Origin of the sequence: Ureaplasma urealyticum serovar 8 str. ATCC 27618, from assembly GCF_000169535.1 — a bacterium.
GTDB classification, from domain to species: Bacteria; Bacillota_I; Bacilli_A; order Mycoplasmatales; family Mycoplasmoidaceae; genus Ureaplasma; species Ureaplasma urealyticum.
This window is the reverse complement of sequence record NZ_AAYN02000002.1, coordinates 52,330-75,852: the sequence shown is the minus strand read 5'-3', so window position 1 is coordinate 75,852 and position 23,523 is coordinate 52,330. Positions and strand designations below refer to the sequence as shown.

13 protein-coding genes are annotated in these 23,523 nt (G+C 26.2%); all 13 read right to left on the bottom strand.

Annotated elements, in window-relative coordinates:
• Positions 1-75: 75 nt before the first annotated feature.
• Positions 76-3,480, bottom strand: a complete 3,405-nt coding sequence (locus UUR8_RS00330; protein ID WP_004025578.1) for an MnuA family membrane nuclease — start codon at positions 3,478-3,480, stop codon at positions 76-78.
• Between the two features lie 238 nt (positions 3,481-3,718).
• On the bottom strand, positions 3,719-4,957 hold the full coding sequence (locus tag UUR8_RS00325) for a hypothetical protein (protein ID WP_004025518.1): 1,239 nt from the start codon (positions 4,955-4,957) through the stop codon (positions 3,719-3,721).
• A gap of 156 nt (positions 4,958-5,113) precedes the next feature.
• Positions 5,114-6,478, bottom strand: a complete 1,365-nt coding sequence (locus UUR8_RS00320) for an MSC_0618 family F1-like ATPase beta subunit (protein ID WP_004025717.1) — start codon at positions 6,476-6,478, stop codon at positions 5,114-5,116.
• Complete coding sequence (locus UUR8_RS00315) at positions 6,478-8,013, bottom strand: MSC_0619 family F1-like ATPase alpha subunit (protein WP_004026142.1); 1,536 nt, start codon at positions 8,011-8,013, stop codon at positions 6,478-6,480. The genes UUR8_RS00320 and UUR8_RS00315 overlap by 1 nt, the downstream gene beginning before the upstream one ends.
• A gap of 15 nt (positions 8,014-8,028) precedes the next feature.
• Positions 8,029-10,191 carry an MSC_0620 family F1-like ATPase-associated subunit gene (locus tag UUR8_RS00310; RefSeq protein WP_004026227.1) on the bottom strand — a complete coding sequence of 721 codons (2,163 nt, stop codon included), beginning with the start codon at positions 10,189-10,191 and terminating at the stop codon, positions 8,029-8,031.
• The gene (locus UUR8_RS00305; RefSeq protein ID WP_004025998.1) at positions 10,181-10,660 is read right to left on the bottom strand and encodes an MSC_0621 family F1-like ATPase epsilon subunit; all 480 of its coding nucleotides are present in this window, start codon (positions 10,658-10,660) and stop codon (positions 10,181-10,183) included. The genes UUR8_RS00310 and UUR8_RS00305 overlap by 11 nt, the downstream gene beginning before the upstream one ends.
• Positions 10,650-11,564 (bottom strand): MSC_0622 family F1-like ATPase gamma subunit, encoded by a 915-nt coding sequence (locus tag UUR8_RS00300; protein WP_004026096.1) that lies wholly within the window; start codon positions 11,562-11,564, stop codon positions 10,650-10,652. Before UUR8_RS00300 ends, UUR8_RS00305 begins: the two co-directional genes overlap by 11 nt.
• Positions 11,565-11,566: 2 nt before the next feature.
• Positions 11,567-12,082: a DUF2714 domain-containing protein gene (locus tag UUR8_RS00295; RefSeq protein WP_004025766.1), complete on the bottom strand. Its 516-nt coding sequence runs from the start codon at positions 12,080-12,082 to the stop codon at positions 11,567-11,569.
• Complete coding sequence (locus tag UUR8_RS00290; RefSeq protein WP_004026027.1) at positions 12,069-13,559, bottom strand: MSC_0624 family F1-like ATPase-associated membrane protein; 1,491 nt, start codon at positions 13,557-13,559, stop codon at positions 12,069-12,071. Before UUR8_RS00290 ends, UUR8_RS00295 begins: the two co-directional genes overlap by 14 nt.
• A gap of 29 nt (positions 13,560-13,588) precedes the next feature.
• The gene (gene mip / locus UUR8_RS00285) at positions 13,589-16,192 is read right to left on the bottom strand and encodes an Ig-specific serine endopeptidase MIP (RefSeq protein ID WP_004025575.1); all 2,604 of its coding nucleotides are present in this window, start codon (positions 16,190-16,192) and stop codon (positions 13,589-13,591) included.
• Positions 16,193-16,206: 14 nt separating this feature from the next.
• Positions 16,207-18,582 (bottom strand): putative immunoglobulin-blocking virulence protein, encoded by a 2,376-nt coding sequence (locus UUR8_RS00280; RefSeq protein ID WP_004025851.1) that lies wholly within the window; start codon positions 18,580-18,582, stop codon positions 16,207-16,209.
• A gap of 36 nt (positions 18,583-18,618) precedes the next feature.
• Positions 18,619-21,123 carry an Ig-specific serine endopeptidase MIP gene (gene mip, locus UUR8_RS00275; protein ID WP_004026166.1) on the bottom strand — a complete coding sequence of 835 codons (2,505 nt, stop codon included), beginning with the start codon at positions 21,121-21,123 and terminating at the stop codon, positions 18,619-18,621.
• A 30-nt stretch (positions 21,124-21,153) separates the two neighbouring features.
• Positions 21,154-23,502, bottom strand: coding sequence for a putative immunoglobulin-blocking virulence protein (locus tag UUR8_RS00270; RefSeq protein WP_004026071.1), 2,349 nt, complete (start codon positions 23,500-23,502; stop codon positions 21,154-21,156).
• Positions 23,503-23,523: the final 21 nt, after the last annotated feature.

Below are 23,523 nucleotides of genomic sequence, written 5' to 3'. Positions count from 1 at the left end.
TGATAATCAATACGTATTATTATAACATTTAGTAAAAAAATAACCCCTAGTTTGTTAAACTAGTGGTCATTAATTTTATTTAGAATCGTCTTTATTTAAACCTAAATCAAAATATGTAGGCGCATGATCTGAAATATCGTTTCGAATATAAAATAGTTTATCATGGAATTCATGCGGGTTTAGTGCACGTACTTTTTTTAATCATACTTGATCAACAATTTGATCTTCATATGCATTTCATAAATCATAAATACTTGGATTAGAAATTGTTAATCCATTAACTTGCGAAAAGATTTTATCGTATGAATTAGCAAATTCTCCAGGATTTCCACTCAATGATGATTTAAATAAATCGTTGTCTGCAAAAACACTACTATAACCATTTTGAATGAATGTTCTAAATACTCATTGTTGATTATGTAAACGAATATTAGTATCACCCATGAAGAAATAATCATCATCTTTATTGTTATCGATTTTTTTAATTTCTTCCATAACTTTAACTAATCGTTCAGCATCATCAACTTCACGACTTCCTTGTTCGTATTTATTAATCATTTGGTTTGATGAGATTGCTTTTTCTTTAACTAATTCTGTACGTTTTAGTAAATGTTCCTTCTTTTGATATTTTGTTTCTGATGGATAAGTTCCAGGACTATCAAGGTGTGCAAACACTAGTGTAAAATCATTTTTAATTTCCCCAACTGAAGCAAATTTAATTGCATACGGTGGACGTGAATAATTAGTTTGTTGTTTTTCGTATTTACCATCTTCTAATGGATTTGAGTAAACATGACCAATTTTATTGTCTGCAAACGCTATTGGATTAGCTTTCTTTTTGTTGTAAATAATACCTATTCGTTCAGTACTTGTATGATTATTAGTTGCTAATTTATCGTTTTCATCACCCTTAAGATTATCACTAATTACAAAATCATAATCATTTGATCCACTTAGTTGATTCATATATTTAACAATTGACGCTACTGGTAAATTATTTTGTTCTTGATTATCGCCTTGAGCTGGTCAAATTTCAGTTAAACCAATGATGTCATATTTATTAAATAAAATTGTTTTTGCTAAAGCATAATTTTTAGCATCGTTTAAACCAGTTTGATGTAAAACGTTTCAATGACCAATTCTTAAATGATTTGCTTGTTTATTATTAATACTTTCATTAATGTGATTATAAACTGGTGTACTTGTTGGATTTGCTTGATTTTTATTAATAAAACGTTGATCGTTTTTAAAGAAAGTTTTTTGATTGTATTTTTCATCAATTTGCGTTTCTTTTTGTAAATAAGCTCTTAGTAAATCACGAATATTAGTTTGATCAGCGTATGTTTTATTTAAGATTGCTTCTTTAAATCCTTTGTTATATTTTAGAATTGAATCCATTACTGAAATTGTAATTTTTTGATTATCGTTTAATTCTGTATATGTACCATCAGCATTTTTTAAAGATATTTTAATAATTGTTTTTGGATTACTTAAAACAACATCATCTAATTTTTGATCACTTGTTTGCTTTTGTTTTTTTGTTGTTTTCTTTTTTGGTTTATTAGTTTTTACTTGTTCTTCGTATTCAACTTTTAAAGTATCACTAAATTGATATGGCTCATTATAATGTTGGGTTCTATGACTATTAATTAAGAATTTTTTAAGATCTTTAACACTTATTTCTCCTGATACTAATGTGTCATTAAAAGGTAGAATTTGGTTTAAGTTTTCTAATTTAATAGGTTTTGCAGAGATTAATGAACGAATAGCATTAGGTGCTAAAATAACAGCTTGTGTTTGTTTGAATTCAAAAGCATGTGTTTGCTTGTTATAAAAAGGCGCTTGATAGTATTTTGCTAATATATCACTTATAAATCCACCTAAAGAACTTAATGTATATGTTGATGAATATAATTCCACATTTTTATCATTTTTAATTAATATTTTTTGTGCTAATTGTTCATATTCATGATCTTTATAGTTATTAATAAAATTATTTAATGCAACTAAGTTATCGTTAAAATCAGGATTTTTTTGAGGATCTAATAAATCTTGATGTGTTGTGTAGTTATAACCTTTTTCATCCCCACTCGTTGATAGTTTATCAACTAGTTTAGTTTCAGTTTTTAAAATACGATTATAAGGATTTAAGCTAATCATATAACGTACAAAACCACTAGTTGGTTTTGATTGAACAACAGTTAGAGGTTGATTGTCTTTGTTGTTAGTAATAATATTAAATGATTTATAAGGATTAGATGCTGTCATTAAATTAATATTGCTATCTAATAATTTACTCATACGAGCTGCTTCTTTATAAAATGATTTTTGATCACTGACTAAACTATTATTTTCTTTTGATTTATCAGCTAAAAAACTTGATAATAAAACAATATTTTGTACCCCTTGATTTTTAAGGTTTTTAGCTTCAGCATTAATTAAATTAGCAGTTTGTTCATTGCTAAATCATTTAATGTCTTTTGTTAAATTAATATTAGAGCCAAAGTTAACTAAATTACTCATAGCTCCAACTAAACCTAATTTAAAACCATTAAAATTAATGATTTTTGAATTATTTGCCATTGCAATAGTTTGTTCGCCACTTTTTAAATAAGAGTTAACAGATAAAATTCCATCGTTGTTATATAAAGTTTTAATATATTCTTTAAAGTGTTTAGTTTTTTCATCAACTAAATCATAACCTCAATTTAAATCAGTATTTGCAATACTAGTAGCAATAGGATTTAAGAATTTTAAAGCTGCTGCTGTATATTGTGCTCTCGTTAGTGATGATTTATTATTTTCATAATAGTTATTACCACCCATAACAACAGCAACATTGTTAGCACCACGTTCTTTTTTAATTTTATTAATTTCATTTAATATTCTAATTAAGCCTGGTGCTTTTAAGTATGAAGTTCGTTTGCTATAATCTGGTATAACTTGTTCATCTACAAAACCATTTAATCCATTAATAATGATTAATTCTACTGTTCTTGCAACACTATCATCGATTTTTGTTTCAAAATTAAATGCTAGATCATTTTTTGTATAAATAACTTTATTAAGATCTTTTGGATCATAAAAATCAATTTGTTTTAATTGATATTTAACATTTTCATCTAAGTTATCAAAAACAAATTTTTTACTCACTAAATTAACCTTATTTGATTTAATAGTTTTTAATAATTTATTATTTTTATCAAAAACATCAAATGTGGCTACGACCTGTAAATTACTCTCTTTATTAGTATTAAAATTTAATACAAATTTTGATATATCCTTATCAAAAACATTATTTTTTAAATCAAAATTAACACTTTTAGCTTCAAGATCTGTATTAGTTTTTTGTTTTTGAGAATTAATCTTTGTTTTTTGATCATTTTGTTTTGAACATGTTATTAAAAAAGGAATCAATGCACTAGTTAAAATAACACCAAAAACACTAAAACCTATAATTTTAAATTTACTTTTTTTCATAAACTACCCCACTTTTAAATTCCATAACTTGTATATACAAATATCATGTAAAAATATTAGCAATCTATGATAAAAAAAGAGCAAAAATCTTTATAAATATTTATAATATTTTTAGTTAATTAAAATTAGTTTTGAACAACTTTTTTAACTAAAAGATATTTTAGTTTGTAAACAAATTTAATAAAAAAATACTTAGTTAAGCCCTAGAAGCATTAATTAAGCATTTTTGTTTAAGCTATTAATTATTAAATAATTTTGCAAAATTTACATCTTGTTGTTTTACATGATTAATTAATTTGATTAAGTATTGATTATTTAATAAACTAAAATTTATTGCTAAATTTAAATTATTAATTTGATCGTTTTGATTAGTTGAATTACCTTCTAGTATTCCAATTAAAATTGGGGTTAGTACATAAGTTGGTTGGTTATTAACTAAATTAGTTTCATAAAATAATGCATATAAACCAACACCTTTATTGTTTATAGTATTAACTGAAGAAGGTGTTAAAACAAAATCATTATTTTTAGGTGCATTAGCAAATGAAATTGTTGAATTAGATAATTCATTAACATACATAATAACATCTTGATTTTGCATTGCTTTTAAATCAATTTTAGTATTAACATGATTAATTAATCCTAATTTATTAACATAAGGTAACATACTAGTATTAAATGGATTTGTATTTGCATGTTCATTCATTGGTTTTAAGGTTTTAGTATTAAGACTAAAAGCTAAAATACTAAAACCATTAAGGATTTGCTTTTGTTGTTTTGCTAATTCATAAACCTTAACCTTACCAACACCGCTATATATTTGATCTTGATTCATAAATTTAAATAAGTAATCTTGATTTTCTAAAAAAGGATGATTAACAATATTTTTATTACTTGTTAAAACATAAAATATTGGGTTAGTATCATCATTGTTTACAATACCTAATAATGCTCCACCACCTGTTTGAAAATCAACACTAAAAGGTGTATAGTTTTTATAATTGATCTTATCAGTACTAAAAACAAAATTTGATAGAGCTTCATTTTTAGCAATATTGAAATTGCTTAATGTTTTTGAAGTTGTAGCGTTAAATCAATTTGGATATTGATTTAAATTTTGAATTTCTTGATCAATTTTTTGACGTTGAGAATCATTTTGCTTTGCATAATTAGTTCAATCGTGAATTTGTTTTGTTAGTTGGGGTTTTGATTGTTGATGATTAATTTTTAGATTAGTTCATTTGTATTTATTAAGTAATGAATTATCTAATGTATTCATACCATAAGTATCAATAAAATAAAAATCACTTAAATAATGTTGGTCAATATTACCATTACTTGCTAATAATGGTTTTAATTTTGTATTAGATTCAATATTTGTTTGTCTTGAACAACTAGTGACGATTGGAATAATTACACTAATTGTAGCTAATGCTAAAAACAAAGATTTTAGAATTAATTTTTTATTTTTTCTCATATTTTAAACTTCCTTAATTAAGAATAATAAACGTTTTAAATTGTGTCAAAAATAGTTTGATAACAATTGATATATTTTAATATAAAAAACAAAAGCCCTTAGCTCAATAATTAAAAACTAAGGACTTTTATAATTGTTTAAGTATAAATAATTACATTAATTATCTTGTGGAATGTCTTTATTAGATCCAATGTAAGCAAAGCTTTCTGGATTTTGTTTTAGATATTTACCTTCTAAGATACGAATAACACTTTCAACAGTTTCTTTTAATGGCACAAATTGACCAGGCGCTTTGGTAAAGTGTTCTGTCATAAAGAAGTTTTGCGTAAAGAACATTTCTAATTGTAAAGCTTTTTTAACGATGATTTTGCTTTCAGCATCTAATTCATCAAAACCTAAAATTAAGATTACATCTTCTAAATCTTTATATGCTTTTAAAACTTTTTTTGTTTCAATAATTGCATCATAATGACGTTGACCAATAATTTTAGGATCAATAGCGTTTGTTGAACTAGCAAGTGGATCAAATGCTGGGAAAATGTTTTTAGCAGCTTGAGTACGTGATAGTACTAATTTACCATCTAAGTGATTAAATACAGCAACAGCTGATGGATCACTTAAATCATCCATTGGTAAGAAAATAGTTTGGAATGAAGTGATTGAACCATTTTTATTTTTAAATAAACGATTTTGAACGTGAGTAACATCACTTTCTAATGTTGATTGATAACCCCCAACTGATGGTTTTTTACCTAACGCTGTTGAAACTTCATTTTCAGCTTGAATAAAACGATAAATATTATCAATGAATAATAAAACGTTTTCTTTATTTTGATCACGTAAATATTCAGCAGCTGTAATTCCAATTGGCACAATTGAACTACGTGCTCCAGGAGCTTCGTTCATTTTTGAAATGAACATCACTGAGTTAGGCATTAGATTAGAAGCATTTAATTCATCATATAATTCGATTGCTTCACGTGAACGTTCACCAGAACCAATAAAAATATTTGAATTAGCTTGTTTGTGTCTGTTTAAGTTAAAAATAATTTCTTTCATTAAAACAGTTTTACCAACCCCAGCACCACCAAAGATTCCTAATTTATATCCTTTTAGAATTGGCATAAAGAAATCGATTGCTTTAATTCCTGTTTCAACAATTTCAACACTTTTATCAACATAACGTTCGTTTAAAATTGTTGAATTCATTTCTACATATTGTGGTTTTTTATCAGTTTTTAGTAAAGGATTACCTCAAAAGTTGTAAATGTTATTTTTAGCATCATTTCCAACTGGGACCATAAAACTTTTGTTTGTATTAACAATAACATCATTAATTGCTAATTCTTTTGATGCATAAACAACAATCGCTCTTGCATGTGTTGCATCAACCAATCGTTTTACTAATAAGAAAGTATTGCCATCATGTGTTGTTAATAAATGATTTAAAGCAGGTAATTCATTTTTAAATTCTACTTCAACAATATCTGATCAGATTTTTATAACTCGGCCGTTATTCATTATTTATCTCCTAAAAATTTTGCTACATTCATTAAAAACTCATTTTGTAAAGGAATAAAACTATGTTCTAATTCAACTTCTCAATTTAAATTTAAGTAATCAGAGTATTGTTTTAGGATGAAAGCAAAGTAGTTTTTCATAATTTTATCATCATAATTTTGAGTTGTTGAAATAGTATTGAATGCTTTTTGAGCATCTTCATAATTATTAATCGCATAATCTAACAACATAAATGCTTTTTGTTCATCTTTAACACCTTTTAAAATGCCTCAAGCAATTAGCTTAGTACTTAAAACAATAAAACGGTATGAAAATAAAGAGAAACCTTTTTGTAAAAACATTTTATCTATTAATTTACCTTTATGTAATAAAAGGCTAGTTTCTTTATTAAATTCATAATCTAACATTGCTAATTTTAAATGACGTTTGTATTGTCTAAAAATTTTATTAATTTCACCTGCTACTTTAGTAATCATTCTTGATTGTACACTTGAACCTGTTCTTGAAACAGACAAATCAATATTAATAGCAGGAACTTTACCAGCAGCAAATAAATCAGTTGAAGTCACAATTTGCCCATCAGTAATAGAAATGATATTTGAAGAGATTAATGAAGTAATATCTCCATCAACTGTCTGCAAAATTGGTAAAGCAGTAATTGTTTTACGATTTTTGAATGAACCAGCACGTTCAAGTAATGATGAATGTGAGAAGAATACATCTGAAGGCATTGCTTCTTTACCAACTGGTTTATTTGTTAATAAAGCCATTTCACGAATAATATTAGCGTGTTTTGTTAGATCATCAAATACAATTAACACATCGTGCTGATAAGATAAGTTTTCAGCATGAGCCATTCCAATATATGGCGCTAAATATTGTTCATATGCTGTTAAAGGAGCATCGATAATAATTGTGTTTTTTAATGCGTCATGAGCCTTTAAAGTTTCATAAACGGTAGTCAATGATTCACGTTTTTGACCAATTGCTACATAAATACATTTTGTGCCAGCACGGCTTTGATTAATAATAGTATTTAAAGCAATATGCGTTTTTCCAGTTTGACGATCACCAATAATCAATTCCCTTTGTCCTTTGCCAATCGGAATTAATAAATCAATTGCTACAATTCCAGTATTTAATTGTTCATTTAAAGTTTTCACTGTCATTAAATTATGAGCTAAACCAAATGCAGGATTAGTTTGAGCAATTTTTGCTGATGGAAGATTATTAAGTGGTTTTGGTCAAATAAAATTATTATTAATATCTATAATCTTCCCAAAATAATTTAAATCAGTAACAACATTTTCTTCACGATTTGTTTCAATGATTTCATCGCCGATATTAATATTAGCATGTTCATTACTAATTAATAAATAAGCAACATCTTCTTTTGCTGAAATAACAAATAATTTTACTGTTGGATCATTTTTTAAAACAAATATTTGATGATGTTGATAATCATAGATTCCACTAACAGTTACAATATAGTTAAAAATCGATTTAATACGAGGGTTTGCCTTAGTGTTTTGCATTTTTCTATTTCCTTTCTAAATTATTAGAATAATTCCCATTATTAAAACAATGATTGTCAACACCATTATCACGCTATTAATAATTAGAATAACTTTTTTATTTTTTAGTTTTTTAATCAATCCATAAATAATTAAATTAATTATTAAAACTAGTAAGCTAATTACTATAAACGCAATTCCAATCTTACGACGAATTTGTTTATTTACTTGTTTTTGTCTTTCAAGAGATTTTAAAGCACTATCATATGCATTTTTAAAATCCTTAGCTTTGTCCTTATTTGTTTTAATATCGGTTTGATTTGTTAATATAGACATTAAATCAAAATTTTCTTTAATCGGTTGTAAAACATTTAAATATGACTGATATCATTGTTGAGAATTAAAACTACGTTGTGCAACAATCGCAGATAATTGATAAATTAATTGGTTATTTAATTTATACAAATTTGCAATAGTGTTTTCATCACCTTTAATACTTGCAATATTAGCTTTAATTTTATCTTTATTTAATCGAAGAACTTCACTAAACTGTAAGCTAACTTGTTTATAAGCACCAACTAGTTGATATCAGTAATAATCATTATTAATTAAAGTGTTGTTTAAATAACGAAAGAAATTTTCTTTTGTTAAATTACTAAACTCATTTAATAATCTTTCATTATCAGCATTGTTTACAAATTTTTGTTTATATTTTTCTAAATACTCATTTTGTAATGTTGTAAAAGTTTTTTGTCCAATAACTTTATTATCTTTATCAATTTGATTGAATCGCAAAATAAGTTTTTGAGCAGCCTCAATCATTGTAAATAAAGCATTTCTAATATAAAAGTTACGTAATTTCTTATAATCAATTTTCTCATCTAATCCTAAATGTTTATACAAGTTAACAAAAATTTGTTTAATAGCATTAACTTCATTTAATTTCAGACTATTAAGACTAAGATCTAAAATTGGATCATATTTATTAATAATATATGTACGTTGTAGTTTAGGATTAACTTGATCAATAATTTTAACTTTAATATTAATCATACTACTACCATTAACGCCAAAGTCTAATACACTATAAAGATAACGTGTGTTAATTGGGTTATTAAAGTAAAATAATGTTTGTTTAAGTTCTGGTTTTAAACTATCAAATTTTGATTTTAATTCACTTAATGATTCATTTGAATATATAGGACTAATATAAGGTAATAATAGCGGTAAAGAAGAAACAATAGCGTTGGCTTGTGCTGGGGGAAGATCTATTTCGTTGTGATCACCTTCTACTAATGGTGGTGGTAATGGTGGTGGTGTATCGGGATCTTTTTGCTCATTTGGCTGTTCTTCTTGTTTATCTTCGTTTGTTTGTTGATTTTGTTTTAAATCAAATGCTGTAACACGATCTTTTATTTTAGAAATAAAATAAGCATTTCAATCATTATAACCCTTAGGTAAAGTTGTATTAAATTGTCCTTTTTCATCACGTGTTAACTCAACATCTTTATTAATTTGTGGAACATCATTTTCATCATAAATTAATTTATTAATTTCTTTTAAAAATTCAGATTCATATTTTTTTAAAGTATCTTTGTATTTTGTTTCTTCAACATCATTAATTTGATCACTTTGTACATCACTAATTTTTCCTTTTGGAGCAATGGCTTTTTGATAATTTAAAGGATCAGTTTTACCAACTTTAATTTGTTTATATATTTCTCCATTAAACTCAATATCTTTAATATCATAATTTTTAAGAGTTCCTAAAATTTGAGGAGTATTTAAATAAAAACCATAATCATTAGAATTTTTTAAGATGTTTTCTTTATTTTTCTCAAGATATGACTGCAGATTTTTTAAATAAATTAGTTGTTGAATTTTTTTCTTAAACTCAATTTCTTTATTTTCTAAAATTTCTTCTTGACGTGATTTTACATAAACAATAGCAGCATTAATTCCTTTTTCTAAACTATCTTTAACAGTTTTATCAGCAACAGTTTTAAAAATATTAAAATTAGGATCGTTTTTAGGAATTTTTGGTTTTTTTTGTTGATTAGGATCTTGATTATTACCATTATTGTTTTCTTGTTTACCATCCTCATTAGCTGCAACAGAAAAAATTAATGGTGAAGCTACAATTGGTATTGTTGCTAGTGAAGCTAAAAATTTTAATTTTATTTTCAATTTATTTCTCATCTTTTTTATACTCCACTAAATTTAATCTAATTTGCATATTAGTTATATATTGTTCTTGTTTTAGATTATCAAGATCTAAAAATTCACTTAGAGTTAATCCTAATTGTTGTTTAGCTTCAAGTTCTAAAATATTATTAGTAATATTTTTATATTTATCTACCAACTCTTTTTTATGATTATTTTTTTTGTTTAATCCATCTTTAATAAAAAAATGTAAATCATTTAATGCTTGAATTTTAACGATGTTATTTAAAACAGAAATATGTGTGTTTTTTAAAAATAAATAAAAAGTTTTTTTATAATCATCATCAACTATTTTTAATAAGATTGTTTCATAGGCTAAAACGGTGTTGTTTTCAATTTTTTGTCATGTATTTTCTTCATTAACATTTACATATAATAAACCATTATCAATATTAAACTTTTTGTTTTCAAGTAATGTAATTTGAATATTATAATTATGATTCATAAACACCACCATCGTTATCATTATCATCTTCATTCATATTTTGTCTTGCTAATAAATTTATTTCTTCAATTTGCAACTCTGTCTTTACACGTGTAATTTTACGTTGAATTTTTGAAAGGTTATCATCTAGTTCTTTTAGGATATTATTAGTAGCTACTAGTCCATTTTTTGTTTTATAAAAAGATGATTCAGTAATTAAAGTATTAATAATATTAACTAAGAAAACATTAATTTGGACATTAATAAATTCATTTAAATTTGGATAAATTTTTACTTTTTGAAAATCAATAATATTAGAATCACATTTTTCTAAATTAATAAATTTATCAAAACTAAATTCATTCATTGGCAATATAGTAAAGTGTCCATCATAGTTTTTATTAGAATTAATAACAAAATTAACTTTTTTATAATTATCAAAAGTATATAAAATCATAATCATTTTAGTTAATTGTGTAGTTAAATTTTTAATATTAGAGTCATTAAATGTTTGGAGAATATTTAAATTATGATTCTTACCAAATTCAATTGCTCCTTGACCGATCAAAATAAAATCATCACGATTTGATTTAATCGTTTCTAAGATTTTTTGTTCATAACGCGAATATGAATCAGTGCTATATTTTTGCTCTTCAGTTAAATAAATCCATAAAACACGATCATTAATTTTATTTAAAAACTTAAAAACCTTTCGTTCCTCATGTCTTAACATATCATGTTTAATATTATAAATACGCTTTAAACTTAGAATTGATTCTTTTATTTCAAAAGCATTTTTACTAAAAAAAGTTAATCGCTGATTTAGTTTCATAATATTAATTAAAAAAATATTACGTTCGTTACTCACTTTTAAATTAATATTATTTAAATTCTTTTTTTTATTAATTAAATCTTTTAATTGCATACTTAATTTCCTGATTTTTGTTCAATTGAAGCGATAATTTTTTCACTAAATACGAGCACTAAACTACCATTAAGATTTGATTTAAATAAAATTAAATGAGGGAGAATTTGAACAGGATGATTTTGAAGTAATAATTTTTTAATTTTTTGGTTATATGAAATTAAAAAATTATTATAAACAGGATTTTGATCATTTCTAAAATTAATTGCATCAGTTGTAGAATTAGCTTTAGTTACTAATATTGGAATCATAATAGTTGTTGAAAATTTTAAATTTAAATTGAAATTAATAATAAAATTTTCAAATCAAATATCTAGTTTTTTTTCAAAAGCTAATGTAAATTTTTTAACAAAATCTAAATAAACCTCTGATTCAAAACCTAATTTATTATCAAATAAAACTGATGCCATTAATTCTTCATATGTAATTAAATCAACACTTGCTTTTTTTTCTTTATAAGTATTAAATACATCAAAATAATTTGTTGTAGGTGTCAGATTAGATCTATTTTTTTTCATTGTTTAACTCCTTATTTAGCTTATTGATTTTAAAAATTACCATTGTAAATTTAATTGTTAAATAACTAATTAAAGTAAAACTCAAACTAAAATTTAATAACAACATGATTTGTACTAAATTCATTTTCGGTTGAATGTTTGAGAATAAATAGTTATTATGATGATCAGATGTTAATAAATAATCAAAACCTACAATTGCTGCGGTTAAAATAATTAAAATCATAATAACCTTTAATAGCACCAATAATTTAGTTGAAATGTTTTTATTTTGAAATATGTAGATTCCAAATACACTCATTTGTACAGTAATTGTAATAAAAACATTAATTAAAGAAACCACACTCTTAGAATTAAATAATGTTACTAAAAACAAGCTTAAACTTAGAATTGTTTGAGTGACTACTAAATTTAATAAAGTATTTAAACTACTCTTTGCGCTTAAGCGTTTTTTTAAAGTGAATACCATATATAGTATTAATATGATTATTGCAAAAAAACTTTGTAAAATATAAACTCATAATAAATGGTTGTTACCAATCGGTAGATTTTCATTTTCGTGCTTATATGCAAAAACTCTTAATAATCAAATAAATATAGCACTAAATAAAAGTAAAATAAATCATAAATTATTCTTAACATAATTACGATCGTAACGTTTATTAATTACTAAAGCGAAAAAATTAGTATTTGCTAAAACAATAAATGTAATTAAAAAGAAGAAGAAAGCAATTAAAATAATAAAATTTTTACCTGATTGAACAGTGAAGATATCAACTATGCGTGTGTAGAAACGATTATCAACAAATAAAAAGTTAGGACTTTTACCTGTATTAATTCATACAAAGGGGGTAATTATTACAAATAATAGTAATAACGCTTGAAAAACCATGGTAATAATTAAATTTTTATAATTACCGTATAATAAAGGGTTAGTTTTTTTAGAAATAAAATAATTAAATATTTCATAACTTAAATTTAATAAAAATAACACTAATAGTAAAAATACTAAATTAAAAACTTCTTTTGGTCAAACACTAAAAAAAGTAAAAAATAGTAAGAAACTAATTGTTGCAATTACTAAATATAAAACGAATCATGGTAAGTATTTTTTAATGGTTACTCGATGCCAATAAAGATTTGTGAAATTTTTGATTAAGGCATAAAACAGTGTAAAACTTAAAATAAAAAAGCGAAATACAATTAAAAAGTTAAGTTGTAAATATTTAGGGCTGTGTAAATCAAAAAAAGCATTTAGCGATTTTGAAATCATCATTGATTTATTCTCATCACCAAAACCTAAACCAAACAACGTGTTTTCAGCAAAGATTAAAAGTAAAATAAAGAATAATAAAGTAATAGCAGATAACAATCCTTTTAAAAATTGATTGATAAAGCTACTTTTTTGTTGTTGCTTTAGCGAATAGTTATCATCATAAATTACTCTATTAACGGAAGTAAATGTTTTTGTATTCATCATATAATTTTCTAATTCAATATAAAAGTTAATTAATTTTTAAATTTAAAAGCACTAGGGATTTGATCTTCACCAAAACCATTAGGGAATAAAGCGGTTGCAATATTTTTATTTTTATATAACGCCATCATTGCTTGGCGATAGGAAGTTTTTTGATCTTTTCCACCACCATAAATCAAATCATATTGTGGTAAGTTATAACTACCATATAATCCATGATAATCATAGCCTTCAGATCGAAAAGCAACAGCCAAACCTGTTTGGGCAAAGCCATTACCAACATGCCAAATTCCCACTAATTCATTTTTTTGATTACGTAGACTTGTCCCTGATGAACCCCCAATTGGAGAATAATGCATCGGTAAATAATTTAAACCAAACCCAATATAATTTTGATTATCAGTTGATTTATGTATGGTTTTACCAGTAATAGGACTAGCAATAAAAGCATCAAGCAATCCAGGTTTATTAGTAAAACTACGATAACCAATATTATATGACAAGAAATCACCACGATTTATTTGTGTAAGAGGAAACAAAGGAGGATTATGATTTAATTTATTATAAAATTGATAATTAGAATTAATTCATAAACTATAACTTTCACGTCTTGATTCAAATTGTTTCTGATCTTTAATTGGGTCTAAGAAATAATCAGAAGCAGAGCTTGGCCAACCTACAGCATATAATTCATCATATTTATTTGTGTCAAAAGCCTGATTGTATTTTGAATCCAAAGGTACATTAATACGTGCATAATCATTTAAATAAGATTTTGATAAAAATTTTATTTGTTCATTTGGTTTTTGTGCATAATCGTTTGTGATTAATTTAGCTAATTCACTTGGATCTAAATTATTATATTTATCAACACTTCAATCTGATCCACTATAAAAATTTTTCGTTACAGAGCCGAGTTTTATTTTTTCAAAATCAATTTCAAAAACAGCAAAATCAACAAATTCTTGTAGGTTATGGTATTTATTTTTCAATTTTGATGTTAATAAGTCACTAGGATTTAATTTTAAGAAGTCACGACCATCATAGATTGTTTTAATACCATTACTAATAGGTTTATCCATATTTGGTTGATTATCTTTACTAACTAAACTAAAACGATAAATATTATCATCAGCGTTCGCTAAACCCAAAGTAGTTTTAGTCTTAACTGTTGGCATTATCTTATTAATACCAAAAACTGTTGTTGTTGATTTTAATGCTTCTGCAACATGTAAATTTGTGCCAAAATACCATTTAGTAGGATACTTATTATCATTTCTTTTTTGATAATCCATAATTCACATTGTTCCAGCTACTATATCAGATTCGCGTGGTTTACCATTTGGTGTTTGAATTTGAATGCCAAATGTTTGTAAAGCAATTTGCTTATACATATCATTAGGCAAAGTTCTAGCCAAACCATTTATTTTCCATTGATCTTTTCCAATTGCATCAACTCACGAAACACTTTTTCCAATTTCAGTTTCGTTAAATGATAAACCTTGGTATTTACCATCTTCATCATATACTGGTAAAGTAAAACCTTTACGAGCAGCAGATTCATAACTATCTTGAAAAACTTGTGGTGCTTTTTGATCAAATTCATTAATTTTTTGTTTATTATTAATTAAATCTTGGCGTATTTGGTATCAATTTACATTTCTTTGATATGCTTTTAATGATTTTAAATAATTTTCATTATCATATAAATAACGTGTTTGTTGATCAGCATTATTGTATTGATTAATTTGAGCTAAGCTAGTTGGTGCAAATCCGTTATTAACTTGCGTTGGCAATAAATCATATTCATCAGCACCATAAGGATTAGTTTTAAATTTATCAACAGGAATAAGAATTTGGAAAGTTTTTTTACTTTTAAGATCCAAAACCTCTAATAATAAAGAAAAAGCTCCCAACTTATTAGCGTTAATTTGTCCGCCTTCGTTAATGAACAAAACATCAAGTACACTTAGTTTAATTTTGTCTGTATACTCCTTTTGAATAACTTTTAAACCCATTAATAATTGATTTTTGATTTGTGAAGGTAAAACATTTTCATAATTTAATACTTGTTGATTATTAATTGCGAGATCAAAAGTTTTTTTGAATTGAATAGTATCAATAATTTTTTTTAGCTCAGGCGTTAATTGATTTGAAAAAATGGTGTTATCTGGTTTTTTAAAACCATTTAATTCAAAATAATAACCTTTAATCTCCTTTGTTTTTTGGTTAGTTAACTTATAATAAATAATTAAATCCTGCAAGGAATTTTGTTTAGGATATAAACCTATAATTTCTAGTTTAAAATCCTGATTTTGAATAGGTGAATGTTTTAATTGATTAATAAGTATATTTTTTAAATAAGTATTAGCTTTATTTTCATAAGTAAAATTAATTAATTTGGCTATATTATCTAATTGGGAAGTACTTATTAAATTTGATTTAAATTCGTGGGTTGTTAAATTTTGATTTAAATCATTAGTAAAATTATTTTTTTTATTATTACCATGGTCACTACTATTATGCACAATATTTTTATCTTCATGTTTATTATTAACACAAGACGCTGCTAAAGCTGAAACAAACACAATTGGTGTGATTATACTAACGCTTGCAATAAGTTTTTTAATTTTCATAATAATTCCTTCTATTAAATATCAATATAGTTAGCGTCAGAAGCATCACTTACTTTATATCCTAAACCTTCTAATTGTGACTTTAATTCTGAATTATTAGAATCAACAACAACAGATTTAGAATCTAAACTTTCTGCTAGATTAAATAATGTAGCTAAATTTTGAATACCACTTGCAGTTAGACTACCATTACCTTTAATGTAAATACGTTTTGTAGCATTACCATTACTAAAAGTAATTTTACTTTTAGGAGGCATTGGTTCATTAGTCACAATATGTTCACTAAAACCAGCTTCATTTAAATCATTAATTGACATTTCATAATTTTCTTTATCATTAAAGAAATTAACTCTTCTTAATTTACGTTCACGATTGTTTGAAGCTTTTTGTTCGTCTTTAAATATTAAGCCCCGTAATGAGCGAATTTGAGGGACACGACTAAAATCTAAGCCTTGTGGATAACTATTTCCCACCTCTTTATGATCAGGATCTAATCCTGGACCAAATCCACCTTGAAAGAATGGTTCATTATTTCTTGTTCAATAAACCATTCGTAATCCATCATTAATACGCTTTAATTTTGTTCGAAGATCATTTGCATTATCATTGAAATCATTTTTATCAAAAGAAAGAGTATCAAAAGTAATTCGTGTAGCAATATCTGATCCTTGTTTATATTCTGACGAAACATTATAATCATTAGAATTAATTCATTCTACTTTTCGAAGCGCATTTGGATTAATTGATCATTCATCTAATAATGAATTACCTAATGTATACAACCCAAGTTCTTTAATATGTTTAGTTTCAAGAGCAGAAAGTGCTGACGTATTATGTGAACCAGCAGAAAAGAACAATTCAAGCAATGGCAATTCATTTGGTAAGGCTTTTAGAATATCAGAGAACTTTTGTCCTGAATCTGATTTCCCCATGTTACGAATTCGATATCCTGTAATTTTTTTGTTTTGATTATTTAATTTTTGAATTAATTCTTTTGTTTTTTGGTATCCATCAGGATTATCAGCATCAATATCAACAATATATCCAGTATTTAATTTACCTTCTTGTGGTTTTTGGCGCTCTAGTTTATAAACTTTAATACCATCACCATCTTTAATGCCATACTGTTTGAACTCAGCTGTTGCATCTGATTTATTTCAACCAGGATAATCACCATTAGCTAAACCATTTGGGCTACGATTGTATCATTCGTTATACCCAAATACCCTTCGATTAGCATTATCATTTGCTAAACGGCTTGTTACTGTATTATATTCTTTAGCAGGTGAATAAGCATATGAATCTAATTCGCCGTTTTCATTAACATATGAATTATCTGGATCAGGCGTTAAGCCTTCTTGTAAATACTTTTCAGAATTAGCTGAAAGTTTAGTGAATTTTGAAAAATCTAAATGAGCATATAACCAAGCATACTTATGCGCATTAGAAACAAACTTTGTTTTCATATTAGGATATTCTTTTTTACCTTGTTCATTTAGAAAATTAACAACATTGTCTGTATCAAATAGTTTTTTAAATTTACTTCATAATTTAGCGTGATATCCACTTTTATCAACCATTGCGATATAACTATCAATTTCCTCTGGTTTTATATTTGGATCTAATAAATCTTTAACTAAACTTTGATAATCGCCACGCTTTAAATTCCCGCGCACTAAATCTGCTGATTTGTGCCGCAACTCATCTGTTACAAAAACTTTTTTAATTTTCCCAACACTTATATTTGTATAGGGATTAAGATTTGATAATCCATTATCCTGATCATATTTAAAAGTTTGACGAGGGGGTGGAACTTCAACTTCAGCGTCCACTAAAACACCATTCAATTCAATTTTTCTAACAGTACTTTGGTTAGGAATTTGTTGTGGTTGTGGTTGTGGATCTGGTTCTGGTTTTGGTTCTTCTTTTGGAGGTGGTGGGCTTGGTGGTAATAATTCTTCTTTTGGTTTAGTTTCAACAGGAGGTGTTGGTTGAGGAATAGGCTGAGGTTTTGGTTTAGGAATTGGTTCTGGTTTAATTTCAGGCTTTTTAAGCTCTTCTGGTTTAATCTCTGGTTTTTTTAACTCTTCTTTTTTTGGAGGTGTTGGGATGGGATCTGGAAATGGTGTTGGTTGTGGTTCTGGTTTTGGCTGAGGTTTTGGTTTGGGAATTTCTTTTAAGTTATTATCTTTAATTGATGGTCTTGCTTTTTGGTAATCTAAATTGTCTTTATTAATAAAATTTTCTTTTTGATCAACAGAAGCAATACCAAAACTTGAGGGACTTTTTTGACTTGTACCATAAAAAATTCCTCCTAATAAGATTGAACTAACAGCAACTGCACCAATTGTAATCGTTAATAATTTTGTTTTACGTTTAATAAATTTCATATACCAACAATCCTTTCAATTAAAGATAATTTATTTTTAATTATTATTAAATTTGAATCCATCAGGAATCTTATCGAATCCATCAGGAAATAATGCTGTTTTAATATTGTTATTTTGATATATATCCTTCATCGCTTCTCGGTATGATTTCTTTTCGGTTTGATCTTTTCCACCGCCATAAATTAAATCATATTGTGGTAAATTATAATTTCCATATAATCCTTGATAATCATAACCTTCAGATCGAAAAGCAGCAGCTAGACCTGTTTTTGATGAATCATATTTAGCATGATAGATAGCAACCAATTCATTTTTTTGATTGCGTACACTTGTTCCAGAAGCACCACCTGCTGGTGCAAAATGTTTGGGTAAATACTCTAGTCCCATATTAATATATTTTTTATTATCACTAGATGTGTATAAATTATTCCCAATTTGGGGAACTGCAATAAATGCGTCAACTATTCCAGGTTTTTGAATAAAACTACGAAATCCAATTGCATAAGATAAATAATTACCTCGTTCAGTACGTTCTGGCGGAAAAGCAGGCTGTCCACCTTCTTGTTGAGTTAAATTATTAAAAAATCGGTAATCAGAATTTGTTCATAAACTAAAATTATCGCGAGTACGGTATTTTAATTGGTCATCATCAACATAAGCTTTAAAGAAGAAATCTTCTGTTGAATTAGGTCAACCTAATGCAAATAATTCATCGTATTTTTTAAATCATGTTTTAGCGTCTTCTTGTCTATATTTTAAAGGAACATCAATTTTAGAATAATCACTTAAATATGATTTAGATAAGAATTTAATCTGGTTATTTTCATTATTAGCATAATTACTTGTAATGACTTTAGCCAACTCTTGAGGATTGTAATTATTATATTTTGTTACTAACCCATTATTTTCACCTAAAAAATTTTTTCAAACATTAACTAATTCTAATTTTTCAAAATCTAATTCAAAAACAGCAAAATCTGTAAAATTACCAACATCTTTATATTTTTCTTTTTGTGAATTAATCAAATATTCAGCCGGTTTTGTTTTTAAAAAATCACGTCCATCAAAAATTTTTTTAAGTCCATGGTTTAAAAGATTTTTGCCATGTTCTTTACTTCGAAAACCAAAATTATAAATATTCTCATCTAAATTACTTAATCTAAAAGTAGTTTTAATTTGTGCAGAATCCATTAATCGCATTAAATTAATCGATGAAGTATTTTCATTTATCGCATCTGCAACATGTAAATTTGTAGCAAAATATCATTTTGTAGGATATTTATTATCACTTGTTTTTTGATAATCTAAAATTCATGTTGTACCTGCAGTTTTATTATAAGTATTGTTCTTGTGCGGATCGTTATTTAAAATTCCTAAACTAAATGTTTGCATTGCTTCTTGTCGATATTTTTCATTTGGCAATGTTCGTGGTAAACCACCAATTTGTCATTGGTTACGTCCAATTGCGTCAACTCATGACGGCCCTTTTGGTGTATCTTTACCTGCTAATGCTAAACCACTGATTTTGCCATCACTTTCATAAACAGGTAATGTAAAACCTTTATAAGCAGCAGATTCATAAGAATCTTGACCCACGTTTTTTGCTTTTTCATCAAAATGTTTAATATCACTAACAGTTGCATTTAAATCAGGGCGCAACTCTTTTCAATTTTTATCATTATTTTGGCGTTTTAAAATTTGAAGATATCCTTCATTATCAATTTCATAACGTTGCAATTGAGTTTTTGAAAAATAATCGTCTTGATTTTTAGGTTTTAAACGTTCTGTACCAATTCCAGGAATTGTTCCATTTTCATCAACACCATAGGGATTAGATTTAAAGCCAGAAACCTCTAAAAGTTTATAGTAAACTTGATTATTTTTTTTATCAGTTAACATTAATGATAATTTTAAAGTACCATTTTTATTTGCCGAACCAAAATCACCATCAGGATATAAAAAATTAATAATTTTAATATCTAATTCATTTTGATATTTGTGTTGTTGAATTTCAATACCTTGATAATAATTTTTATAAATTTGTGATGGTAATAATTGGTCATAATTTTGATTAGGAAAAGCTACTAGTTTAAAATCAAATGTATCTTTTAACCTAATATTATCAACAATTTTTCTAAAATCTTCATTTGCTTGACTTAAATCATTAACGATTTTATCTTTTTCAAAAATAGATTTAAAACCTTTGATTTTATAAGTATACTCTTGAATTTCATTTCCCCTTTTTAAAGTGTATTTAACAATTAATACACTTTGATCTTTAGGATTAACACAAAGATCTTTAATACTAAAAATGACATCACTTGGTAAATTTAGAGGTTTTTTAATTTCATCTTTTTGTACACTTGATGCTTGAGCATTAGCTTTATTATTAGAATACTCTAATTTTAAATTTGAAGCAATATTATCTAAAGATGATGATTTTTTAACTTTACTTTTATTTGTACATGAAGCAATAATAATAGGAGTTAAGATTGTAATTGGTAATATTAAAGCGAGAGTAATTAACTTATTTTTTTTCATATATTTTTATCCAAAATTTTTAAATAAAGATTAAATATCTATTAGTCCGGCATCAGTTGTTGATTCAATACTATATCCCGCATTTCTTAATTGATTTGCAAGTGCTGAGTTGGTATTATTTACAACAATTGTCCGTTGTAAACTTTCAGCAAAATTAAACATTGCTGATAAGTTACTAATTCCATTTGCTGACAATTCTTGATCACCATCAATTTGGATTTTAGTTGTACCAGAACCATTGCTAAAAGTAATTTTACTTTTTTCACCAGGTTCACCACTTACAATATGTTCGTTAAATCCGGCTTCATTTAAGTCTTCGATAGACATTTTATAAGTTGTGCTGTTATTGTAAAAATTAATTCTTCGTAATTTACGATCTTTATTATTTGATGTTTTTTGTTCATCTTTAAATATTAAACCTCGTAATGAGCGAATTTGAGGGACACGACTAAAATCTAAGCCTTGTGGATAACTGTTACCTGATTCTTTGTGATCAGGATCTAAACCAGGCCCAAAACTACCTTGAAAAATCGGTTCATTATTTCTCGTTCAATAAACCATTCGTAAACCGTCATTAATTTGTTTTAATTTTGATTTAATGTCAGATGCATTGTCATTATAATCACTTTCATCAAAAGCTAAAGTATCAAAAGTAATACGAGTAGCGATATCTGCACCTTGTTTATAATTAAATGAAACATTATAATCGTTTGAATTAATTCATTCAACATTTCGTAAGGCATTAGGATTAATTGATCAATCATCTAACAATGAATTTCCTAGTGTGAATAAACCTAATTCTTTAATTTTTTTATCCTTCAGTGCGATTAATGAAGAGGTATTATGCGAACCAGCGGAGAAAAATAATTCTAATAAAGGCAATTGATTTGGTAATGTTTTTAGAATATCAACAAATTTTTGACTTGAATCTGATTTCCCCATATTATGAATTCTATACCCTGTGATATTGATATTTTTTTCTTTTAAAGTTTGAATTAATTTTTTTGTTTTTTCATAACCTTGTGGATTATCAGCATCAATATCAACAACATATCCTTCATTTAAACGACCATCTTCAGTTTTTTCACGAGTTAATTTATTAACTGTAATTCCATCACCATCGCTAACGCCATATTGATGGAATTCTTGGGTTACATTTGTTTTCTTTCAACCAGGATAATTACCTTCAACTAAATTCCCAGGAGTACGTCCATATCAACTTTTATAACCAAAAACACGCCGATTTCAATTATCATTTTCCATTCGACTTGTTACCGAATTATAACCTTTGGCAGGTGAATATGCGTGAGAACTAATTTTTCCATCTTTATCAACATATGCATTATCAGGATCAGGAGTATAACCCTCTTTTAAATAAGCTTCTGATTCATTTGATAATTGTGTAAATTTTGTTAAATCTAGATGTTGATAAAGTCATGCATATTTATGGTCTTTTGAAACAAATTTAGACTTCATTTCAGGATATTCTTTTTTACCTTGTTCAGTTAAAAAATTAACAACATTTTCAGATTCAAATAATCTTGAAAAACGATATCAAACTTTTGCATAATAACCGCTTTTATCGTTTTTTACATATTTTTCTATTTCCTCTGGTTTAAGAGTTAATAAATCATTAATTAAATGTTTGTAATCTCAACGTCCTAAATTTCCTTGGACCAATTTACCTGTTGCTTTTCGCAATTCATCGGTAACCTTTACGTTTTTAATTTTACCAACACTATCATTAATGTATGGATTAGGGTTAACCAGATTATTTTGTTTATCATATTCAGCAATATCACGAGGGGGAGGGACTTCAACTTCAGCTTCCACTCTTACACCATTAATTTCTATAATTCGTGAATTACTATTGTTTGGAACTTGTTGTGGCTGTGGTTGCGGATCTGGTTCTGGTTTTGGTTCTTCTTTTGGAGGTGGTGGGCTGGGTGGTAATAATTCTTCTTTTGGTTTAGTTTCAACAGGAGGTGTTGGTTGAGGAATAGGCTGAGGTTTTGGTTCAGGTTTAATTTCAGGCTTTTTAGGTTCTTCTGGTTTAATCTCTGGTTTTTTTAGTTCTTCTTTTTTTGGAGGTGTTGGGATGGGATCTGGAAATGGCGTTGGTTGTGGTTTAGGTTTTGGCTGAGGTTTTGGTTTGGGAATTTCTTTTAAGTTATTATCTTTAATTGATGGTCTTGCTTTTTGGTAATCTAAATTGTCTTTATTAATAAAATTTTCTTTTTGATCAATAGAAGCAATACCAAAACTTGAGGGACTTTTTTGACTTGTACCATAAAAAATTCCTCCTAATAAGATTGAACTAACAGCAACTGCACCAATTGTAATCGTTAATAATTTTGTTTTACGTTTAATAAATTTCATTTTATTATTTAAAACCTAACC